Origin of the sequence: Neisseria sp. HMSC070H10 (assembly GCF_001837635.1) — a bacterium.
Classification (GTDB): domain Bacteria; phylum Pseudomonadota; class Gammaproteobacteria; order Burkholderiales; family Neisseriaceae; genus Neisseria; species Neisseria subflava_A.
Map to the genome: position 1 here is coordinate 24,170 of NZ_KV833386.1, position 21,469 is coordinate 45,638.

Here is a 21,469-nt window from a genome sequence, read left to right on the forward strand (position 1 = left end):
GGCGGCGGCGGGTTTGGGCGCGTCGGCGGTGATTGCGTTCGGCGGTTTCGGGCTGCCTGAAACGGTCGCCGTTCCCATCGGCGCGTTTGTGATGACCATGCTGGCTTCGGGCATCTTGTTTCTGTTTGCCTCGGCACGCCGCTTCAATTCGGCGATGTTGGTGTTGGTGGGGATTGCGCTGTTGTTCCTGTTTCAGTCGATTTTGTCGCTGATTCAATTTATCGCCGCGCCTGAGATTTCGCAGCAGATTCTGTTTTGGCTGTTCGGCAGCCTGACCAAGGCGACTTGGGAAACAGTCATCGTTACGGCGGCGGTTACGGCGGTATGCGTGTTTCTGCTTTCGCGCGATGTGTGGAAGCTGACTGCGCTGCGCTTGGGCGAAGAACGCGCCGTCGGTCTGGGCATCAATCTGCAATTTTTGCGCCTGAAAACGCTGGTGTTGGTGGCGGTAATGACGGCGACGGCCATCAGTTTTGTCGGCGTAATCGGCTTTATCGGCTTGGTTGCGCCGCATGTGGCGCGGATTCTTTTGGGCGAAGACCAACGTTTCTTCCTGCCCGGCGCGATGCTGGCGGGGGCGGCGTTTTTGTCGGTCGCCAGTGTGTTGTCCAAGGTGATTATCCCGGGCGCGCTGTTTCCGGTGGGGATTGTTACGTCGTTTGTCGGCGTGCCGTTCTTCTTCTGGATTGTATTAACGAAACGATAGGCCGTCTGAAATGTTGAAACTTGAAAACGTACACATCCGGCGCGGCGATTATGTGGTCGCCGACAATATCGATTTGACGCTGGAACAAGGCAAAGTCTATTCCGTGCTCGGCCCCAACGGCACGGGCAAATCCTCGCTGATGAAAACGATTTTCGGCGAAGTCGCGCACAAAGGCACCATCCGCTACGGCGACGAAGTGTTGAGCAAAATCCACCTGCAAAGCTGGCGCAAACGCATAGGCTATATGCCGCAGGACACCGCTGCCGAAGCCTCGCTGACCGCGCTGGAAGTCGTGTTGCTCGGCCGCATGGACGCGCTGCACATGCACGTCGGCGACGAACTGCTGCACGAAGCCGCAAGTATTATGGCGGAGCTGGGCATCGGCCATCTGGCGCACCGAGACGTCATGCGGCTTTCCGGCGGACAGCGGCAGCTCGTCATGTTTGCCCAAGTCATGCTGCGCCGTCCCGAAATCCTGATGCTGGACGAACCGGTCAGCGCGCTGGATATGCACCACCAGTTGAACCTCTTGGAGCGCGTGGTGCGATACACGCACGAACACAATCTGGTTACGCTGATGGTCTTGCACGATTTGAGCCTCGCCGCGCAGTTTTCAGACGGCGTGATTCTGCTCGGCGAAGGCAAAGTACAGGCGCAGGGCGCGCCGCAGGACGTGTTACAGGCAGACATGATCGGCAGGCTGTATAAAGTGGACATCGAGCTCTTATACGACAGCAAAGGCCTGCCCGTTATCCGCCCGATGCGGAAGAGTGCGTAACTTAACCGCTCCTGCAAATGTCGGATGTGAGCATCCGGCCTGCAAACTCCCTGCAACTTATCCCCTCTCCTGCGGGAGAGGGCGGTAAGCCCAAGGTTTGCCTCTTAGACTCATCAGCCCGTCCCATATTTTTTATAGTGGATTAACTTTAAACCAGTACGGCGTTGCCTCGCCTTGCCGTACTATCTGTACTGTCTGCAGCTTCGTCGCCTTGTCCTGATTTAAATTTAATCCACTATATCCTTAGAAAGGACTTTCTCCATGAAAAAAACCCTCTTCCTCCTGATGCTGACCGCGTCCCTTAGCGCATACGCCGCCAACCACGAAGTCAAAATGCTCGACAACGGCAAAGACGGCAGCATGGTGTTCGAGCCCGGCTACGTCAACGCCAAAGTCGGCGACACTGTTACCTTCAAAGCCGCCAACAGCGGCCACTGGGTGCAAAGCAAAGCCCTGCCCGACGGCGTTGCCGACTTCCTTTCCGAAGACGGCAAAGACTTCACGCTCAAACTCGACAAAGAAGGCGTGTACGTCTACACCTGTCCGCCGCACCGCATGATGAACATGAGCGGCGTGATTCAGGTCGGCAAACCGGTGAACAAAGCCAAAGCGCAAGCCGTTGTCGATGAAATGGAAAACCGCGCCATGCAAAGCAAAGGCCGTCTGAAAAAATACATGGCGCAAGTGAAGTAAACGCGTTTATGCCTGTATTAAAGGCCGTCTGAAACCTTTCAGACGGCCTGTTTCCTTTGCGTAAAACACGCATCAAAGCTATATCTTCCGTTTCAGTTTCCGATAAAATAGGCCTATTCCGACACAAGACCCGTAAGCATGATACGCCGCCTTTACGCCACGTTGTGGCACCTCGCCCCCTTCCTGATCCGCCGCCACCTGCGCCGCCGCGCCCTCAAATCCCCAGCCTATCTCGAGCATTGGGACGAGCGTTTCGGGCAGGCGTATCCCAATCCCGTGCAACGCCCGATTTGGATACACGCCGTATCCGTCGGTGAAACGCGTGCGGCCGAACCTTTGGTGCAGGCATTACGCCGCCATTTTCCCGACTCGCCGTTTTTGATTACCCAAATGACGCCGACCGGCCGCGCCACCGCGCAATCCCTGTTCCCCGAGGCGCAATGCCGTTACCTGCCCTACGACAAATCCGAATGGGTCGCCCGATTTTTAGCCGAACACCGCCCCATCTGCGGCATTTTGATGGAAACCGAAATCTGGCCCAACCTGATGCACGGCTGCCAAGAAGCAGGCATTCCCCTCTTTTTGGCCAATGCGCGCCTCTCCGAAAAATCCCAACGCGGCTACCTCAAAATCCGTAAGCTGGTCGAGCCTGCCATGCAGAGCCTCTCCGGCTGCTTTACCCAAACCGCCGCCGATGCCGAACGCCTGCACCTTATCGGCGCGTCCAACGTCCACGTCTGCGGCAACACCAAATACGACATCGCGCCCCCCGACGACTCGCGCCCGCTTGCCGCTGCCTTTAAAGAACGCATCGGCGCACGAGCCGTCGTCGTCTGCGCCAGCACACGCGTGTACAAAGGCACAGACGAAGCCGAGCTGCTCCTCAAAGCATGGCAGGGCTACCGCGGCAATGCCTTGCTGGTCATCGTACCGCGCCACCCTGAAAACTTTCAGACGGCCTACGATACCGCCAAATCGCTTGGTTATACCGTCCAAAAACGCAGCGACGGACAACCCGTTTCCCCCGATACACAGGTTTGGATAGGCGACAGCATGGGCGAGCTTGCCGCCTACTATCTCAGCGCAGACATTGCCTTCGTCGGCGGCAGCCTCGTCGATGCCGGCTGCCAAAACATCATCGAACCCATCTCCTGCCGCGTCCCCACCCTCTTCGGCTACTCCAACTACAACTTCGCCCAAGCCTGCAAAGGCGCAGTCGAAGCCAAAGCCGCCGTCCGCGTCGAAACTGCCAAAGCCTGGTACAGAACCACGCGCCAATACCTCGACAACGAAACGCTGCGTCAACAGCTAATTAGCCACACCGAGCAATTCATTTCGCAACACCAAGGCGCCAGTGCCAAAATTGCCAAAGCGATTGCAGATTGTTTGAATAGCGTTAAACAATAAAAAACCGCCTGTTCATGACAAACAGGCGGAAACTGAAAAACAGTTTTTTGTTTTCAGCCGTTTAATTGACTAAGAGCAGGAACAGGGTTAAGATAATCCTAACGACTGTCCGCAGTCTCAGCCATGAACGACCCGTGCGAGTGGTATGTTTCATGATTGAAACCATCCTTTCTAGGGCGGTTTCAGCACAAAGCCCCACTGCAATGGGGCTTTTTTGCTACCAGCCCCGCAACAATTATACCCAAACTTCCTAAAATCATTCCAAACAAATTTCCACTAAAAAGGCCGTCTGAAACCCCAATTTTTTGGGTTTCAGACGGCCTTTTCTCAACCTACAAACTTAACGTCCTGCTTTCAACACGCGGCGTGCAAACACGAACATACCGAAAACAAAAAACGCCAAGCCCAGCCATTTGGCGGCCGTATCCCAGTTTTCCAGGTTCAGGGCCAAAGGCGCATCCGAACCGCCGTTGGTTACGGAGAAGGCGATGATAAACGCCATAATCACACCGATCAGGCTCTCGCCGACAATCAAACCGGCGGAGAACAGCGTACCGATACGTTCCGCATTTTTCAGACGGCCTTCACGGTTTTCCTGACGGCGGGCGATGACGGATTTCAACACCGCCGCCAATACCGCGCCGATTACAATCGGCATATTCACAGACGGCGGCAGGTAAATGCCCATGCCCACGGCCAATACCGGCAAAGCGCGCTTGCCGCCGGAAGATTTACGCAATGTGAGATCGACCGCAATCAACGCCACGCCGATGCCCACGCCGGTAAAAATATAATCCCATTGCAGATTGTGCGAGAAAATACCTTGGGCGATGGTGGTCATCAAAGTTGCCTGAGGCGCGGCAAGTGCTTGGGCCGCATCCATGCCTTCGCGCGGCATCGCGCCGGTAAAGCCGTAGGCTTCATACAAAAGCTCCAACACAGGCGAAATCACCAATGCACCGACAACGCAGCCGACAATCAACGCAACCTGCTGTTTCCAAGGCGTCGCTTTTACCAGATAACCCGTTTTCAAATCCTGCAGATTGTCATTGGAGATCGAAGCCACACAAATCACAGACGCGCCGCAAAACAGCGTCAACGCCAGCAGGAATTTGCGGTTTGCCTCATCAGCCATCAAGCCGCCGGATTCACCAACCAACAGCAACACCAGCGAAATAATAACGATAGAGACGATGCCCACACCCGAAATCGGGCTGGAAGACGAACCAACCAAACCAGCCATATAACCGCAAGCCGCCGCCACCAAAAAGCCGATAATCAAAGCCAGCAGCGTACATACAACCACCAACAGCCAAGCCAAACCGCCGGAAATATGCGAGTCGCCGATAAAGTGGAAGAAAGACACGCCCAACACCAGCATCATCGCCAACACCCAGGCAATCATCGCCTTAGGCGACAAATCCTGTTCCGTGCGTTCGGTCATCTGCGCACCGCCGAAATTGCGGAAAGACAGGCGCATACCCTCGACCATCGGTTTCATCAAAGTCAACAGCGTCCAAATAGCCGCAATACCGATCGTACCCGCGCCGATAAAACGAACTTTTTCCTTCCACAAAGACATCGCAAAAGGAATCATCTCCATATCGGCAGGTTGCGGAATATGTGCCGACAGATAAGGCACGGCCACGCCCCAAGCAATCGAGATACCCAGCAAAATCGCGATACCGCCGGTCAGTCCGACCAAATAGCCCGCGCCCAACAAAGCCAGCGAAAAGCCCATCGGCACTTGGAACACCGACGCACCGCCTTTAAACCAAAAGCTCGCACTGTCCGCCACCACGCGCAAACCGCTTGCGCAGAAGCTCATCAAACCGGCCAATGCGCCGCCCGACACCAATTCCTTGATACCGCTGCCGCCTTCCTGCTGGTCCGCATCATGGTCGCCGACCTTCAAAATCTCGGCCGCCGCCACGCCTTCCGGATAAGGCAAATCGCTCTTCACCACCATCGCATAACGCAAAGGCACAGTGAAAATCACGCCCAAAATACCGCCGGACATACACAGCAGCGTAGTCTGCCAAAACGGAAAGCCCGCCCAATAACCGGCCATCAGCAAACCCGGCAGAATAAAAATAATACTGGAGAGCGTCCCCGCGGCCGAAGCCTGAGTCTGCACCATATTATTTTCCAGAATATTGCTGCCTTTAAAAAACTTCAAAACCGCCATCGAAATCACCGCAGCCGGAATCGAAGACGCAAAAGTCAAGCCCACCTTCAAGCCCAAATACACATTGGATGCCGTAAAAATCACCGTAATCAACGCGCCGAGTATCATCCCCCGCAGCGTCAGTTCACGGAAACTCGCATAAGGATCAACCGCCTGTTTCATAAAAAATCTTCCTGTATCAGGTAAACAATCAAATCAAAACTTTTCAGACGGCCTTTTGATACATCCATCAGGCCGTCTGAAAAGCCTCTCTCTTACCATTTTAATGAACTATCCGATTACACGCAAAAGCCCTATTTATTTTCATTTGACGCCAAACAATAAAATCATATCGATACAGACGTTTGGGGCAGTTTGACGGTTTCAGGTAGAATAACGCCAAATTCATCAACCGTTCAGAAAGCCGCCGCCATGTATTCACTCGTCCGCCCTATCCTGTTCCGTTTCGATGCAGAAAAGGCCCATCATTTCACGCTCAACAGTTTGCGTTCTATCGAAAAACTCGGCCTGCTGCCCAAAGTAGACAGCCACACCCGGCCAACCGAGCTGATGGGTTTGCAGCTGCCCAATCCGGTCGGCTTGGCGGCGGGTTTGGACAAAAACGGCGAGTGCATCGATGCGTTTGCCGCTTTGGGTTTCGGCTTTGTCGAAATCGGCACGGTAACGCCCAAGCCGCAGCCGGGCAATCCGCAGCCGCGCCTTTTCCGCGTTCCCGAACACCAAGGCATCATTAACCGCATGGGTTTCAACAACCACGGCATCGACGCAATGATCCGCAACATTGAAAACAGCCGTTTTAAAGGCATTTTGGGCATCAACATCGGCAAAAATGCCGTTACGCCGATTGAAAATGCGGCCGACGATTATCTGATTTGCTTGGAAAAAGCCTACGCCCACGCAAGCTACATCACGGTCAATATTTCCTCCCCCAATACGAAAAACCTGCGCGCCTTGCAGGGCGGCGACGAATTGAGCGCATTGTTGGAGGCCTTGAAAAACAAACAGGCGCAACTGGCAGCCGCGCATGGCAAATATGTGCCTCTGGCGGTCAAAATCGCGCCGGATTTGGACGAAGCGCAAATCGACGACATCGCCCATGTGGTCAAATCTGTGGAAATGGACGGCATCATCGCCACCAACACAACCATCGACAAATCAAGCTTGGACAGCCATCCGCTCGCAGGCGAACAAGGCGGCTTGAGCGGCTTGCCCGTTCGCGAGAAAAGCAATCAGGTGTTGAAACTTTTGGCGGAACGCATTGACGGCAAGCTGCCGATTATCGGCGTCGGCGGCGTCATGAACGGCGCGGACGCGGCAGAAAAAATCCGCTTGGGTGCCAGTGCGGTTCAGGTGTACAGCGGTTTGATTTATCGCGGCCCTGAGTTGATTAAAGAGTGTTTGGCTGCGTTGAAATGATACTTTCCTAAAAAACAAGGCCGTCTGAAATCTTTCAGACGGCCTTTTGCTATGCTTTCATTCTTCAAACAGATTGCCTTGTGCCAATAAGGTTTTGACCGGTGCGAAATCGCGGCGGTGTTCCGGCAATACGCCGTATTGTTTCAATGCGGCCAAATGTTGCGCCGTGCCGTAGCCTTTGTGGCGGTCAAACCCGTATTGCGGATAGCGTTTCGCCAATTCATACATTTCTGCATCACGCGCGGTTTTGGCCAAAACCGAAGCGGCGGAGATTTCAATAATTTTGCTGTCGCCTTTGACCACGGCCTCTGCAGGGACATTCAAATCTTTCGGCACACGGTTGCCGTCTATCCATACTTTGTCAGGCACGACCGACAACCCCTCGACTGCGCGCTTCATCGCGGCCATGGTTGCGTGCAGGATGTTCAGTTGCAGGATTTCGTCGGGATCGGCAAAGGCAATGCTCCATGCAACCGCCTGTTCCTTAATCATCTGCGCCAACATATCGCGCTTTTTTTCGCTCAGTTTTTTTGAGTCGGTCAAACCCGGCAGGTCAAAATGTTCCGGCAAAATCACTGCCGCCGCAAATACGCTGCCGACCAAAGGGCCGCGCCCCGCTTCGTCCACGCCTGCGCTTAAAACCGTCGCCATTTCTTCACCGCCTGTCTGATTCAAAGCCGCCATTATATCCGCTTGCGGCAGATAAAATCCGCAATAGGACAAGCCGTTTGGGAGCAGTTCAAATTTCATCTGCTTTACCAATCAGTTATAATTTACATCCCCACATACCCATACGTCTTACAACATGCCTGCCCAATCCGAACGCCTCCATTTTTCCGAACGCTGGCTCAACGCCTACGAACGCTACCGCTATCGCCGCCATATCCACGCCTTCCGCCTCGGCTTGGCAATCGTGTTTTCCACCCTGTTGGCCAAAGTCTTCCACCTGCAACACGGCGAGTGGATCGGCATGACCGTCTTTGTCGTCCTCGGCATGCTGCAATTCCAAGGCGCGATTTACTCCAAAGCAGTCGAACGCATGCTCGGCACGGCCATCGGTTTGGGCGTCGGTTTGGCCGTTTTATGGTTGAACCAGCATTATTTGCAAGACGGCGTTTTCTTCTATCTGATTATCGGTGCCGCCAGCGCGGTGGCCGGTTGGTCTGCGGTCGGCAAAAACGGCTACGTCGCCATGCTTGCCGGTTTGACCATGTGTATGCTCATCGGCGACAGCAGCCACCATTGGCTCGACAGCGGTCTGATGCGCGCCATGAACGTTTTGATTGGTGCCGCCATCGCCATTGCCGCCGCCAAACTTCTGCCCCTGCGCTCCACCCTGATGTGGCGCTTCATGCTTGCCGACAACCTCACCGACTGCGCCAAAATGATTGCAGAAATCAGCAACGGTAAGCGCATGACGCGCGAGCGTTTGGAGCAAAACATGATTAAAATGCGCAAAATCAACGCCCGCATGGTCAAAAGCCGCAGCCATCTGGCCGCAACATCCGGTGAAAGCCACATCAGCAACAATATGATGGAAGCCATGCAGCATGCCCACCGCAAAATCGTCAACACCACCGAGCTGCTCCTGACCACAGCCGCCAAACTGCGCGCGCCCACGCTCAACGAAAGCGAAATCCGCCTGCTCGACCGCCATTTCAACCAACTCCAACGCGAGCTTCGGCTGACCGTCCGCCTCATCAAAGGCCACTACGCCCGCCGCATTCGCATCGATACTTCGCTCAATACCGAACTAAGCAAACCGGCCGCCCGCCTGCATTACGACTGGCAAGGCTTCCTCTGGCTCAGCACCAATATGCGTAACGAAATCGCCGCATTGGTGATCCTGTTGCAACGTTCGCGCAATAAATGGTTGGACAAAAAAGAATTGCAACGCTTGAAAGAATACCTACGCAACGATACCGATCCGGAGTAACAATAGGCCGTCTGAAAAACGCAAACTCACAAAATAAAAGCGAATTAGCCGCTGATGACATCAGCACATAAAAAAGGCCGCCTGAAACCCAATGGTTCAGACGGCCTCTTTCAATCAATCCAAGCAACAATAAATACCGCATAAAGCAAAATCCCCTGCGATTGCAGGGGATTTTTATATTTGGTTGCGGGAGCAGGATTCGAACCTACGACCTTCGGGTTATGAGCCCGACGAGCTACCATGCTGCTCCATCCCGCGTCAGAAGTTGTAACTATACGGAAAGACGGAATCGCTGTCAAGCGTTTTTGACAGAAAATGCGAAAAACGCCGCTTTACAAAAAACCATCCGCATGGTTTAATTTTTCGTTAATAAAGAAACAGGGGTGCTGCTTTCAAACCGAGCGGCTGAGAAATACCCTTTACACCCGAACAGGATAATACCTGCGTGGGGAGTTTCGGCAAATGTGTTTTTAGACGGTTGATTGAAGATATCCACAAGGCCGTCTGAAAAAAAAGCAATGCTCCTGTTTCCATTTCATAACCGAAAAACAGGAGCAATTTTTTATGACTACCGCTAAAAAAACCGGCGATGAGGCGCGCCGTCTTTCCGACTTGAGCGAAGACATCGGCATCCGCTTCCAATATCCCAATTCCAACCGCGTCTATATCCCGGGCAGCCGCGCCGACATCCGCGTGCCTTTGCGCGAAATCCGTCAGGACGATACCTACACGGCACAAGGTACGGAAGCCAATCCGCCAATTCCAGTGTACGACACCAGCGGCTCATACGGCGACCCGGCGGCACACATCGACTTAAAACAGGGTTTGCCACACGTCCGCACCGCATGGCTGGATGAACGCGACGATACCGAAATCCTGCCCAAGCTTTCCAGCGAATATGGCACCGAACGCGCACACGATCCGAAAACCGCCCATCTGCGCTTCAACCAAATCACCCGTCCGCGCCGCGCCAAAGCAGGCCGCAATGTAACCCAGCTCCACTACGCCCGCCAAGGCATCATTACGCCGGAAATGGAGTTTGTCGCCATACGCGAACGCATGAAGCTGGACGAACTTTTCAGACGGCCTGAATACGCCAAGCTCTTGAAACAACACGCAGGGCAAAGTTTCGGCGCGAATATCCCAACCCATCCCGACCAAATCACGCCCGAATTCGTGCGCCAAGAAATCGCCGCCGGACGTGCGATTATCCCTGCCAACATCAACCACCCCGAACTCGAACCGATGATTATCGGCCGCAACTTCCGCGTCAAAATCAACGGCAACTTGGGCAACTCCGCCGTAACCTCCAGCCTGACCGAAGAAGTCGAAAAAATGGTATGGTCGCTGCGTTGGGGCGCGGACACGATTATGGACTTATCCACAGGCGCGCACATCCACGAAACGCGCGAATGGATTATCCGCAACGCGCCCGTCCCCATCGGCACGGTGCCGATTTACCAAGCTTTGGAAAAAACCGGCGGCATTGCCGAAGACCTGACTTGGGATTTGGTGCGCGATACCTTAATCGAGCAGGCAGAACAAGGCGTGGACTATTTCACCCTGCACGCAGGTGTATTGCTGCGTTATGTACCGATGACGGCCGACCGCCTGACCGGCATCGTATCACGCGGCGGCTCCATCATGGCGAAATGGTGTCTCGCCCATCATCAGGAAAACTTCCTCTACACACATTTCGACGAAATCTGCGAAATCATGAAAGCCTACGACGTATCGTTCAGCCTCGGCGACGGCCTTCGTCCCGGCTGCATTGCCGATGCCAACGACGAATCCCAATTTGCCGAGCTGCACACCTTGGGCGAATTGACCGCCAAAGCATGGGAACACGACGTACAGGTTATGATCGAAGGCCCCGGCCATGTACCGCTGCAACGCGTGAAAGAAAACATGACCGAAGAGCTGCAACATTGCTTTGAAGCACCTTTCTACACCCTCGGCCCGCTCGTTACCGACATCGCCCCCGGCTACGACCACATCACCTCGGGCATAGGCGCGACCAACATCGGCTGGTACGGTACGGCCATGCTCTGCTATGTTACCCCGAAAGAGCATCTCGGCCTGCCCGACAAAGAAGACGTGCGCACCGGCATCATCACCTACAAACTCGCCGCCCATGCCGCCGACCTCGCCAAAGGCTGGCCGGGCGCACAGTTGCGCGACAACGCCCTGAGCAAAGCGCGTTTCGAGTTCCGCTGGCGCGACCAATTCCGCCTCAGCCTCGACCCCGAACGCGCCGAGAGCTTCCACGACGAAACCCTGCCTGCCGAAGGAGCAAAAATCGCCCACTTCTGCTCAATGTGCGGCCCCAAATTCTGCTCGATGAAAATCACGCAGGAAGTGCGCGACTACGCCGACAAGCAAAAAGCCCAGCGGCAGGGTATGGAAGAAAAAGCGATTGAGTTCGTCAAAAAAGGGGCGAAGCTTTACAGTTAAAACGTAACGCAAGAAAAGGCCGTCTGAAAATATTTCAGACGGCCTTTTTAGCGAATAGCCTTTAAGCCAAAGCAATACGCACTACGGCTGCTTATTTTTCCACCCTGCGGAAATGGTGCGGACGAAAACCGAGCGCGGCGAGGGAAACGAAGTAGAGGCCTCCGCCCAAGGCAATCAGGACGCAGAGTTGGCCTGCTTTTTTAAAGCCGCCGACGTGCACCCATTCAAACGGCAGATAATATTGCGCCAGCCACAAACCGCCGCCCATGACGACCAAAGAGATGGCCATTTTAACTAAAAACGCTGCCCAACCTTTGCCGGGGCGGTAGATGCCGTGTTTGCGCAAAAGGAAAAACAGCAAGCCTGCATTCAGACACGCGCCCAAACCAATAGCGAGGGACAGACCGACGTGTTTGAGCGGCGAAATGAAGGCAAGGTTCATCAGCTGCGTGCAAATCAGCGTGAAAATAGCGACCTTAACGGGGGTTTTGATGTTTTGGCGCGCGTAGAAGCCGGGGGCCAACACTTTAATCATAATCAGCCCGATCAAGCCAAAGGAATAGGCAATCAGCGCGTGTTGGGTCATTTGCGCGTCGTGCAGCGTAAATTCACGGTACATGAACAAGGTCGTAACCAACGGGAAAGACAACACGGCAAGGCCGACGGCGGCAGGCAGGGTCAGCAGCATGCACAGGCGCAAACCCCAGTCGAGCAGGCCGGAAAACTGCTCGGTATCCTGACTGGCGGCGTGTTTGGACAAGGTAGGTAGCAAGATTGTACCGAGTGCCACGCCCAAAACGCCGGTCGGCAATTCCATCAGTCGGTCGGCGTAATACATCCATGACACGCTGCCGGACTGCAAAAATGAGGCAAAAATGGTGTTGATAACCAAGGAAATCTGCGCCACGCTCACGCCCAAAATAGCCGGCGCCATCTGTTTCATCACGCGGTTGACCGCTGCGTCTTTAAAGCTGAGTTTGGGCATTTTCAAGAAGCCCAGTTTCGCCAACCAAGGCAGTTGGAACACCAGCTGCAACACGCCGCCGACAAATACCGCCCACGCCAAAGCCATAACAGGCGGATCAAAATACGGTACAAAAAACAGGGAAAAGACGATAAAGGAGATGTTCAAAAAAGTCGGCGTAAAGGCGGGAATACCGAATTTATGATAGGAGTTGAGTATCGAACCGACAAAAGACGACAAGGAAATCAAAAAGATATAAGGAAACGTTACCCGCAGCAGGTCGATGGAGAGCTGAAACTTATCGGCATCTTTGGCAAAACCGGGTGCAGAAACATAAATCACCCACGGCGCGGCGAGTATGCCCAGCGCGGTAACGATGACCAACACAAACGACAACATACCGGCTACATGACGCACAAACGCCTGCGTGGCTTCGGGAGAGCGGGTTTCTTTGTATTCCGCCAAAATCGGTACGAAGGCTTGGGCAAATGCGCCCTCTGCAAACACGCGTCGCAACAAGTTGGGCAGTTTAAACGCGACAAAAAACGCATCCGTCGCCATGCCGGCACCAAACGCACGGGCAATAATCGTATCGCGCACAAAGCCTAAAATGCGCGACACCATCGTCAGGCTGCCAACCTTGGCCAAGGCTCCCAATAAATTCATGTATTTTCCTTACTTGTCTTTCAGGCCGTCTGAAAATCCGGCTTCTTCCAATACTGCCGCCGCCGCCAATGCCGCCGTATCTTTTTTCAGCAGCAGATGCAAGGCGTGGAAATCTTGTTCCAACGCGGCCACGGCTTCAGGGTGGTCATACCAGTCTGCCACGGCCTGCGCCAGTTTTTCAGGGACGGCATCGTGTTGCAGCAGCTCGGGAACGGCGGCTTTACCCAACAGAATATTGGGCAAACCGACATGCGGCACTTTGATTTTATTTTTCACATACGCATAAGTCAGCGGCGAAATTTTGTAGCTGATGACCATAGGCCGTTTACACAAAGCCACTTCCAAAGTCGCCGTACCACTGGTAACCAATACCACGTCGGCAGCGGTGCAAACCGTATCCGACTGCTTGTCGGTCAACGTGATGGGAAGAGAGGCAAACTCGGGCTGCGCCAAAATTTCGCTAATGCGTTTGCGCGTTGCAGCCGTTGCCACAGGCAACAAAAACTGTGCCTGCGGATAACGTTTCAGCAGCAATAAGGCCATCTGAAAAAACACCGCCGCCATGTAATCAATTTCGCTCACACGGCTGCCGGGCAATATGGCAAACACGGGCACGTCCGCAGGAACGCCCAGCTTCTGCCGCGCCGCCGCCCTATCCGCTTCCACCGGCATGGTTTGCGCCATCGGATGGCCGACAAACTCAGCCTTGCCGCCGGCATCGATATAAAGCTGTGGCTCCATCGGAAACAGGCACAACACGCGGTTGACCTGATGCACGATTTTATTGACCCGTTCGCGCCGCCACGCCCAAACCGACGGGCTGACGTAATGAATGGTATGAATGCCTGCCTGCTTGAGTTTTTCCGCCACGCCGAGATTGAAGTCCGGCGCATCGATGCCGATAAACACATCCGGCTTGAGGCGGATTAAATCGTTCACCAGCCCTTTGCGGATTTTCAAAATCTGCGGCAGGCGTTTGATGACCTCAACAAAACCGCGCACCGCCAGCTTTTCCTGATCGTACAAACTCTCAAAACCCTCCGCCTTCATGCGCTCTCCGCCGATACCGGTAAACTGCGCATTCGGGCAACGCGCCTTAATGGCACGGATTAAATGTGCGCCAAGCAAGTCGCCGGAAGCTTCACCGACGCTGATGGCGATAAGGGGGGAAGAATTGGGGTTCATGTTGTTGAAGTTCGGAAGCTAAAAGATTTTGGGGCGGACATTTGCCCACCCGTTTTCAGACGGCATCGGCAGCAAACGGACAGGAAACCTGCCCTACGCGCGGATTTTTGCAATCCAAAGGCCGTCTGAAAAAGTTTCAGACGGCCTTCAATCCATCAATCAACGGATAATGCCGCGTGTGGATTGTGCAAAAAAGTCTTTAAATACCGCCAATTCGCTTTGGGTTTCGGCACGTTTCAGAATGTCTGCCTTGGCCTCTTCAAACGGAATGCCGCGATGGTAAATGGTTTTATACACATCTTTGACGGAGGCAATCTGTTCGGCCGTGAAACCGTTGCGGCGCATACCTTCGCTGTTGAGGCCGGCCGGTTCGGCGCGGTAGCCTGCAGCCATGAAGTACGGCGGTACGTCTTTGTGTACGCCGGCAGCAAACGCGGTCATGGCGTAGTCGCCGATTTGGCAGAATTGGAACACCAGCGTGTAGCCGCCCAAGACAACGTAGTCGCCGATGGTCACATGGCCTGCGAGTGAGGCGTTGTTGGCGAAGATGGTGTGGTTGCCGATGACACAGTCGTGCGCGAGGTGGCAGTACGCCATAATCCAGTTGTCGTCGCCGATACGGGTTTCGCCGATACCGGTAACCGTACCGAGGTTGAACGTCGTAAATTCGCGGATGGTGTTGCCATTGCCGATAATCAGCTTGGTCGGCTCGTCGCGGTATTTCTTGTCCTGCGGAATTTCGCCGAGGCTGGCAAATTGGAAAATGCGGTTGTTTTCACCGATGGTCGTATGGCCGTTGATGACGACGTGCGGGCCGATTTCGGTATTCGCACCGATTTGCACATTGGGGCCGATAATGCTGTATGGGCCGACTTTGACGCTGGAGTCGAGTTCGGCTTTAGGGTCGATGACGGCGGTCGGATGGATAAGGGTCATGCTGTCTCCTTGCTGTCTGATACAGGTATTGCCTGCAAGATGCCGTCTGAACTTTCAGACGGCCTGTCCCATTTTTACACCACGCGTTTGGCGCACATAATCACGGCTTCAACGGCAACTTGGCCGTCAACTTTGGCAACGGCGTTGAATTTGCCGATACCGCGTTTGTTGGTCAACAGCTCGACTTCAAAAACCAGTTGGTCGCCGGGAATAACTTGGCGTTTGAAACGGGCGTCGTCGATACCGGCAAAAAAGAAGAATTCGTTTTCTTTGCGGCCGCCTTCGCTGAGGATGGCGAGTGTGCCGCACGCTTGCGCCATGGCTTCGATAATCAGCACGCCAGGCATCACGGGCAGGTCGGGAAAGTGGCCTTGGAACTGCGGCTCGTTCATGGTGACGTTTTTAATCGCAGTCAGGGTTTTCATCGGTTCGAACGCAGTAATGCGGTCGAGTTGCAAAAACGGATAACGGTGTGGGATAAGTTTTTGAATGTCTTTGGCTTCGATCGGGAGTTGTACGTCCATGATGTTCGTCTTTCCTTATTTGTATTGGGTTTAAACGTATTCGGATGCGGGGCGCGGACTGTTTGCGCCGCCTTTAGGCTTCGTCGCTGTCGGCAAGCTGTTTTTCCAGCGTTTTGAGGCGTTTGTTCATTTCGCTCAAACGGTGGATATAAACGGCATTGCGCGCCCAGTCTTTGTAGCCCGACATCGGGAAAATACCGGCCAGATGCTGGCCGCTTTCGGTAATGCTGTGGGTAACTGATGTACCGCCGCCGATGGTGGTTTTATCGGCGATTTCGATGTGTCCGACCGTGCCGACGCCGCCGCCGATAATGCAATAATTGCCGATGGTGACGCTGCCGGAAATACCGGTTTTGGCGGCGATAACGGTGTGCGAACCGATTTTGCAGTTGTGGCCGATTTGGACTTGGTTGTCGATTTTGGTGCCGTTGCCGACGGTCGTGTCGCTCATTGCGCCACGGTCGATATTGGTGTTCGAACCGATTTCCACATCATCGCCCAGCGTGACTGCGCCGGTTTGCGGAATTTTAAACCATGAATCGCCGGCGAAGGCTAAGCCGAAACCGTCCGCGCCGATGACGGCGCCGCTGTGGATTTCGACACGGTTGCCCAAAGTGCAGCCGTAATAGATGACGGAGTTGGGATGCAATACGACTTCATCGCCCAACGTGCAATCGTGTTGAACAACGGCATTGGCCAAAATACGGCAGCCTTCGCCCAATACGGTATTCGCGCCGATATAGGCATTCGCGCCGATTTCGCAGCTTGCCGGTACTTTGGCGCTGGCCTCGATAACGGCAGTCGGATGTATGCCGCCCTGTGCTTTGACAATCGGCGAGAACAATCGTGCCACTTTGGCAAAATAAAGATAAGGGTCGGCAGCCACAATCAGGTTGCGGCCCGCAAATTCATCTGCGGCTTTCGGCGACACAATCACTGCGCCTGCTTGGCTGTCGTGTACTTCGGCTTTGTATTTCGGGTTAGCCAAAAAGCTGATGTGTTCTGCCTGCGCCTGATCCAACGGACGGACGGCGGTAATGGCGATGTCTTCGCCTTTCCATTCGCCGCCGAGTTGGGAAACGATTTGGGACAGGGTGTATGCTTGTGAAGTCATGATAATCTGCCGTCAAGATGTCAGGCCGTCTGAAAGATGCCGGTTTGGGTTTCAGACGGCCTTAGGTTTGTCTGTATGGTTACATTCGCTGCCGAGCAGGGTCAGTGAGCATTTAGGGCTTTAATAACGCTGTCGGTAATGTCGTAGCGGCCGTTGACGTAAATCACGTCCTGCAAGATGAAGTCATAACCTTCGCGTTTGGCTAAATCGACGATGACGCGGTTGGCATTTTGCTGGAGCGCGGCGAATTCTTCATTGCGGCGCAAGTTGTAGTCTTCAGCCAACTCGGTCTGCTGTTTGCGGAATTTTTGTACCAGATTGCGCCATTTTTGGGTTTCCGCTTCCCTTTGGCTGTCGCTGAGCTTGTCGCTGCTCAGTTTTCGCTCCAAAGCCTCGCCTTCCTGCTGCAGCTTTTGCAAGGCGGTTTGACGGCTTTTGAACTCTTTTTCCAAAGTCGTCTGAATGCTTTGTGCCTGCTTGGATTCCTGATAAACGCGCTCGGTATTGATAAAACCGATTTTCTGTACGCCATCTGCCGCCGCTTGCGGCAACAGCACGAAACCCGGCAGGGCTACGGCGAGGACACGGAGGGTGCCGGCTATTTTACTCATGATAAAAATCCTTGCTTGAAAACAGACGGGCGGTTGGCAATAAGCCTGCCGCCAATCTGCCATGAGGCCGTCTGAAACGGACAAACCCGGTTTCAGACGGCCTAAACATCATCAGAATGTCGTACCGAGTTGGAATTGGAAGCGTTGGATTTCGTCGCCTTCTTTTTTCTTAATCGGATAAGCATAACTGAACTTCATCGGACCCAGCGGAGAGAGCCAGGTCACGGCAGCACCGGCAGAGTAACGCAATTCGTTTTTGAATGTCGATTTGTGCGTTGTGCCTACACCGTACACGTTTTGGAGCGCGCCATTGGTGTAATAAGTATTGCTGCTGCTGTCGTTGTAGGTTTTATCGTCCCACACGCTGCCTGCATCGGCAAACAGGCTCAGACGGACGGTACGCGAGTCTTTAATGCCCGGCATCGGGAAGAGCAACTCTGCGGAAACGTTGGCTTTTTTGTTACCGCCGTAGCTGATTTTCTCGCCGTATTCGTCATAGACTTTCGGGCCCAGCGTACCGCTTTCGAAGCCGCGGACGGAGCCTAAGCCGCCGCCGTAGAAGTTTTCAAAGAACGGCATGGTTTTGGTTTTGCCGTAGCCGTTGCCATAACCGACTTCGCCACCCAGCATCAGCGTGAAATCTTTGCTCAACGGGAAGAACCAAGTTTGGTTGTGGGTCAGGGTGTAGTATTGCAGGTCGCTGCCCGGCAGTGCGATTTCGCCGTTTACGCCGGTCAGGTAACCGCGGGTCGGCCACAAGGCATTGTCGGTTTTGTTACGGCCCCAGCCGATGGTGCCTTTATACAACCAACCTTTGAAGTTACCCACGCCGTTGCCGTTGCCTTTACCGTATTGGTTGATAAAGTCGGCATAGCGTTTAGGCGCGCCTTTGTAGGTGTTCACGGTCAAGCGTTCTGCAGCCAAACCGAAGTTCACACGGTCATATTCGGTAACCGGAATACCGATACGCAAACCGCCGCCGAAAGTCGTGGTTTTATATTGTTTCGCGCTGGAAGAAGCTTTACGCGGGTCGTAAGTCTTGCCGTAAATATCGTAACCCAAGCTTACGCCGTCCGGTGTGAAGTATGGGTCGGTAAACGACAACGAGCCGTTTACTGTGGTTTTACTGCGGGACGCGCGCAGGGCAACGGATTTACCCGTACCGAACAGGTTGTCTTGAGCCACGCCGGCAGACATTACCAAACCGGTATCCTGAACCCAACCTGCGCTCAAGTCGAGCGAGCCGGTCGAACGTTCGGTCAGGCTCATGTTCAGGTCAACTTGGTCAGGGGTATTTGCCACAGGAACCGCATCAAATTGAACGTTGTCGAAGTAGCCCAACAACTCAACGCGCTCTTTAGAACGTTGCAGTTTGGCAGAGTCGTAAGGCGCCGATTCCATTTGGCGCAACTCGCGGCGGATAACTTCGTCGCGGGTTTTGTTGTTGCCGGTAATGTTGATTTCGTTTACATAGATTTTGCGGCCCGGTTGAACGGTCAGCACAAAATCAACGGTATGCGTTTCTGCATTTGGAATCGGTTGGACATTGATTTCGCTGAATGCGTAACCTGCCTGACCCATGCGGTTTTGAATGGCTTCGAGCGAATTGGACATTTGCGCGCGCTCGTACCATTTACCCGGCTTCATGGTCAGCAGTTTTTCCAAATCTTCTTTCGGCACTTCCAGCGTATCGCCTTCGATGCGTACATTGCCCCAGCGGAAGCGGTCGCCTTCGCTGACGGTTACTTTAATGGTCTGCTTGGTTTTGTCTTCGTTGGTTTGGATGTCGGTATCCAAAATACGGAAGTTGAAGTAGCCGTTGTTTTGGTAGTAATTGGTGATTTTTTCCATGTCCTGAGCAAATTTTTGCTCATTGAACTGGTTGCTCTTGGTCACCCAAGTCCACATGCCGCCTTCGCTCAGGGACATTTGTTTCAGCAGGCGGCGGTCGGAATAAACTTCGTTGCCTTCAAAGGAAATATCGGTAATCTTGGTAGATTTGCCCTCTTCGATGGCAATGTCGATAGACACGCGGTTGCGGGCGAGTTTGGTGACGGTCGGCGTGATTTTGACCGACTGTTTGCCACGGCTCAAATACTCTTCTTTCAAACCGGCGACGGCTTGGTTCAGTGTTGCTTGGTTGAAGTATTGGGATTGCGCCAAACCGAAGGCTTCAAGGTTTTTCTTGATGGCATCGTTTTGCAGCATTTTCGCGCCGGTAATATTGAGCGAGCTGATGGTCGGACGCTCAATTACGGTCAGCAGGACTTGATTGTCCATGGTCTCGACGCGTACGTCGTCAAAGAAACCGGTTGCGTAGAGTTTTTTGATGATTTCTTCACTGCGCGCATCATTGAAATTATCACCGACTTTAACGGGCAGGTAGTTGAAGACGGTACTCGGCTCGGTGCGTTGCAGGCCTTCGACGCGGATGTCCTGAATGGTAAAGTCAGCCAATGCCAAGGGAGACAGGCTCAATACCATTAAAGCGGAAGCAATCTGGTTCAGTTTCATAAATTATCCAAACAAACGGTTGATGTCATTAAAGAAAGCCACAGCCATCATCAAAAGCATGGCTGCCAGTCCGAAGCGCAGGCCGACTGCCTGTATGCGCTCGCTCAAAGGCTTTCCGCGTATCCATTCGGCGGTATAGAAAACCAAATGTCCGCCGTCTAAAACGGGTACGGGCAAAAGGTTCAACACGCCTAAGCTGATGCTGACCAAGGCCAGAAATTCGAGGTAGCTCTGCAATCCGAGTTTGGCGGACTGTCCGGCGACATCGGCAATGGTCAGGGGGCCGGAAATATGGTTCAAAGAGGCATTGCCCGTAACCAGTTTTCCGAAAAATTTGAGGGTCGTCCACGAATAGTTGACGGTTTTGTTCCAAGCCAATTCAAAGGCTTGGGCAACGGAAGGCGTATAACGGTAGCGGATGGTTTTATCCCACTCTTTATCCGCCTGGGCGGCAAGCCCTGCCCTACCCACCAGCACGCCTGCCGACTGCTCGACGCTGTCCGGCCGGATAGCGGTCGCCAGTATTTTACCGTCGCGCTCGTAAGTCAGTTCGATTCGTTGGCCGGGGCTGGCGCGGAAGAGTTCCGTCCATGCCTGCCAGCTCTCGATGGGCTTCCCATCGGCGGTCAGCAGTTTGTCGTTTTCCTTCAAACCTGCTTTTTCGGCCGGACTGTCAGCCAAGACTTTGCCGATGCGGTTAGTAATTCTAAAAGGCAAAAGGCCGATGTTGCCTTGGTTTTTCGCAACTTTACCTGCTTCAGGCGTGCCGGCGGCATCAATTATGCGGATGGCTTGGGTATTTGAGGCCGTCTGAACAGCAACTTTTACAGGGCCGGCTTCAAGGTTCAACACCATCTCGGTTTGCGCATCGCTCCAGTCTTTTACGGAGATTCCGTTGACCGATACAATCTTATCGCCTGCCTGAAAACCTGCTTTGGCGGCAATACTGGCAGGCTCGACCATGCCAACATAGGGGCGCAACTCGGTTACGCCGAAGGAAAAGCTCAAACCGTAAAGCAAAACGGCCAAAATCAAATTGGTCAAAGGGCCGGCGGCGACAATGGCAATGCGCTTGGCCGGATGCTGCTTGTCAAAGGCATACGGCAAATCTGCCTCCGCCACCTCGCCTTCGCGCGTATCAACCATTTTAACGTAACCGCCCAGCGGAATCGGGGCAAGACACCACTCGGTATCGCCGCGTTTTCGGGTGAAAAAGGGCTTACCGAAGCCGACGGAAAAGCGCACGACTTTAACGCCGCACCAGCGGGCAACAATATAGTGTCCGAACTCATGCAGGCTGACCAAAATCAGAATGGCGACGATAAAGGCTAAAAAGGTTTGCAAAAAAAATCCCCTGGGTGGAATGTGACAATCAAC

Annotated in this window: 17 protein-coding genes, 1 tRNA gene and 1 riboswitch; of the genes, 7 read left to right on the plus strand and 11 right to left on the minus strand. The window is 53.8% G+C overall.

The window, feature by feature from the left end:
- From HMPREF2606_RS10090 to waaA, 4 genes are all read left to right on the plus strand, one after another.
- The coding region (locus tag HMPREF2606_RS10090) for a FecCD family ABC transporter permease (protein WP_070843610.1) at positions 1-706 on the plus strand (706 nt) is incomplete at its 5' end.
- 10 nt (positions 707-716) lie between these two features.
- A complete protein-coding gene (locus HMPREF2606_RS10095) occupies positions 717-1,484 on the plus strand; it encodes an ABC transporter ATP-binding protein (protein WP_070843612.1) in 768 nt (255 codons plus the stop codon).
- A gap of 261 nt (positions 1,485-1,745) precedes the next feature.
- Positions 1,746-2,177, plus strand: a complete 432-nt coding sequence (locus HMPREF2606_RS10100; protein ID WP_070584383.1) for a plastocyanin/azurin family copper-binding protein — start codon at positions 1,746-1,748, stop codon at positions 2,175-2,177.
- 138 nt (positions 2,178-2,315) lie between these two features.
- Positions 2,316-3,584, plus strand: a complete 1,269-nt coding sequence (gene waaA, locus HMPREF2606_RS10105; protein ID WP_070843614.1) for a lipid IV(A) 3-deoxy-D-manno-octulosonic acid transferase — start codon at positions 2,316-2,318, stop codon at positions 3,582-3,584.
- A gap of 340 nt (positions 3,585-3,924) precedes the next feature.
- Here the strand turns inward: waaA and HMPREF2606_RS10110 are convergent, their stop codons facing one another.
- Complete coding sequence (locus HMPREF2606_RS10110) at positions 3,925-5,934, minus strand: OPT family oligopeptide transporter (RefSeq protein ID WP_070584387.1); 2,010 nt, start codon at positions 5,932-5,934, stop codon at positions 3,925-3,927.
- Between the two features lie 249 nt (positions 5,935-6,183).
- Here HMPREF2606_RS10110 and HMPREF2606_RS10115 point away from each other — a divergent pair, with 249 nt between their 5' ends.
- The gene (locus tag HMPREF2606_RS10115) at positions 6,184-7,188 is read left to right on the plus strand and encodes a quinone-dependent dihydroorotate dehydrogenase (protein WP_070461070.1); all 1,005 of its coding nucleotides are present in this window, start codon (positions 6,184-6,186) and stop codon (positions 7,186-7,188) included.
- A 57-nt stretch (positions 7,189-7,245) separates the two neighbouring features.
- On the opposite strand, the gene rnhB is transcribed toward HMPREF2606_RS10115, so the two are convergent.
- On the minus strand, positions 7,246-7,839 hold the full coding sequence (rnhB, locus tag HMPREF2606_RS10120) for a ribonuclease HII (protein WP_063068644.1): 594 nt from the start codon (positions 7,837-7,839) through the stop codon (positions 7,246-7,248).
- A 154-nt stretch (positions 7,840-7,993) separates the two neighbouring features.
- Here rnhB and HMPREF2606_RS10125 point away from each other — a divergent pair, with 154 nt between their 5' ends.
- Positions 7,994-9,124: an FUSC family protein gene (locus HMPREF2606_RS10125; protein ID WP_070584389.1), complete on the plus strand. Its 1,131-nt coding sequence runs from the start codon at positions 7,994-7,996 to the stop codon at positions 9,122-9,124.
- A gap of 181 nt (positions 9,125-9,305) precedes the next feature.
- Here the strand turns inward: HMPREF2606_RS10125 and HMPREF2606_RS10130 are convergent.
- A tRNA-Met gene (locus HMPREF2606_RS10130) sits at positions 9,306-9,382 on the minus strand.
- Between the two features lie 111 nt (positions 9,383-9,493).
- Positions 9,494-9,593: riboswitch (TPP riboswitch) on the plus strand.
- Positions 9,594-9,688: 95 nt separating this feature from the next.
- Here HMPREF2606_RS10130 and thiC point away from each other — a divergent pair.
- The gene (gene thiC / locus HMPREF2606_RS10135) at positions 9,689-11,578 is read left to right on the plus strand and encodes a phosphomethylpyrimidine synthase ThiC (RefSeq protein WP_070712371.1); all 1,890 of its coding nucleotides are present in this window, start codon (positions 9,689-9,691) and stop codon (positions 11,576-11,578) included.
- Between the two features lie 91 nt (positions 11,579-11,669).
- Here the strand turns inward: thiC and murJ are convergent, their stop codons facing one another.
- The 8 genes from murJ to rseP form a co-directional block, all read right to left on the minus strand.
- Positions 11,670-13,208 carry a murein biosynthesis integral membrane protein MurJ gene (gene murJ / locus HMPREF2606_RS10990; RefSeq protein WP_070712372.1) on the minus strand — a complete coding sequence of 513 codons (1,539 nt, stop codon included), beginning with the start codon at positions 13,206-13,208 and terminating at the stop codon, positions 11,670-11,672.
- Positions 13,209-13,217: 9 nt separating this feature from the next.
- Positions 13,218-14,393 (minus strand): lipid-A-disaccharide synthase, encoded by a 1,176-nt coding sequence (lpxB, locus tag HMPREF2606_RS10995; RefSeq protein ID WP_070712373.1) that lies wholly within the window; start codon positions 14,391-14,393, stop codon positions 13,218-13,220.
- A 159-nt stretch (positions 14,394-14,552) separates the two neighbouring features.
- Positions 14,553-15,329, minus strand: a complete 777-nt coding sequence (gene lpxA, locus HMPREF2606_RS10150) for an acyl-ACP--UDP-N-acetylglucosamine O-acyltransferase (protein WP_070712374.1) — start codon at positions 15,327-15,329, stop codon at positions 14,553-14,555.
- Between the two features lie 74 nt (positions 15,330-15,403).
- Positions 15,404-15,853, minus strand: a complete 450-nt coding sequence (fabZ, locus tag HMPREF2606_RS10155; protein WP_003681704.1) for a 3-hydroxyacyl-ACP dehydratase FabZ — start codon at positions 15,851-15,853, stop codon at positions 15,404-15,406.
- Between the two features lie 73 nt (positions 15,854-15,926).
- Positions 15,927-16,967 carry a UDP-3-O-(3-hydroxymyristoyl)glucosamine N-acyltransferase gene (gene lpxD / locus HMPREF2606_RS10160; RefSeq protein ID WP_070584396.1) on the minus strand — a complete coding sequence of 347 codons (1,041 nt, stop codon included), beginning with the start codon at positions 16,965-16,967 and terminating at the stop codon, positions 15,927-15,929.
- 101 nt (positions 16,968-17,068) lie between these two features.
- Positions 17,069-17,578 carry an OmpH/Skp family outer membrane protein gene (locus tag HMPREF2606_RS10165; protein ID WP_070712375.1) on the minus strand — a complete coding sequence of 170 codons (510 nt, stop codon included), beginning with the start codon at positions 17,576-17,578 and terminating at the stop codon, positions 17,069-17,071.
- 111 nt (positions 17,579-17,689) lie between these two features.
- Entirely contained in the window at positions 17,690-20,092 is a 2,403-nt protein-coding gene (gene bamA / locus HMPREF2606_RS10170) for an outer membrane protein assembly factor BamA (protein WP_070712376.1), read from the minus strand.
- Between the two features lie 3 nt (positions 20,093-20,095).
- Positions 20,096-21,436, minus strand: a complete 1,341-nt coding sequence (gene rseP / locus HMPREF2606_RS10175) for an RIP metalloprotease RseP (RefSeq protein ID WP_070843615.1) — start codon at positions 21,434-21,436, stop codon at positions 20,096-20,098.
- Positions 21,437-21,469: the final 33 nt, after the last annotated feature.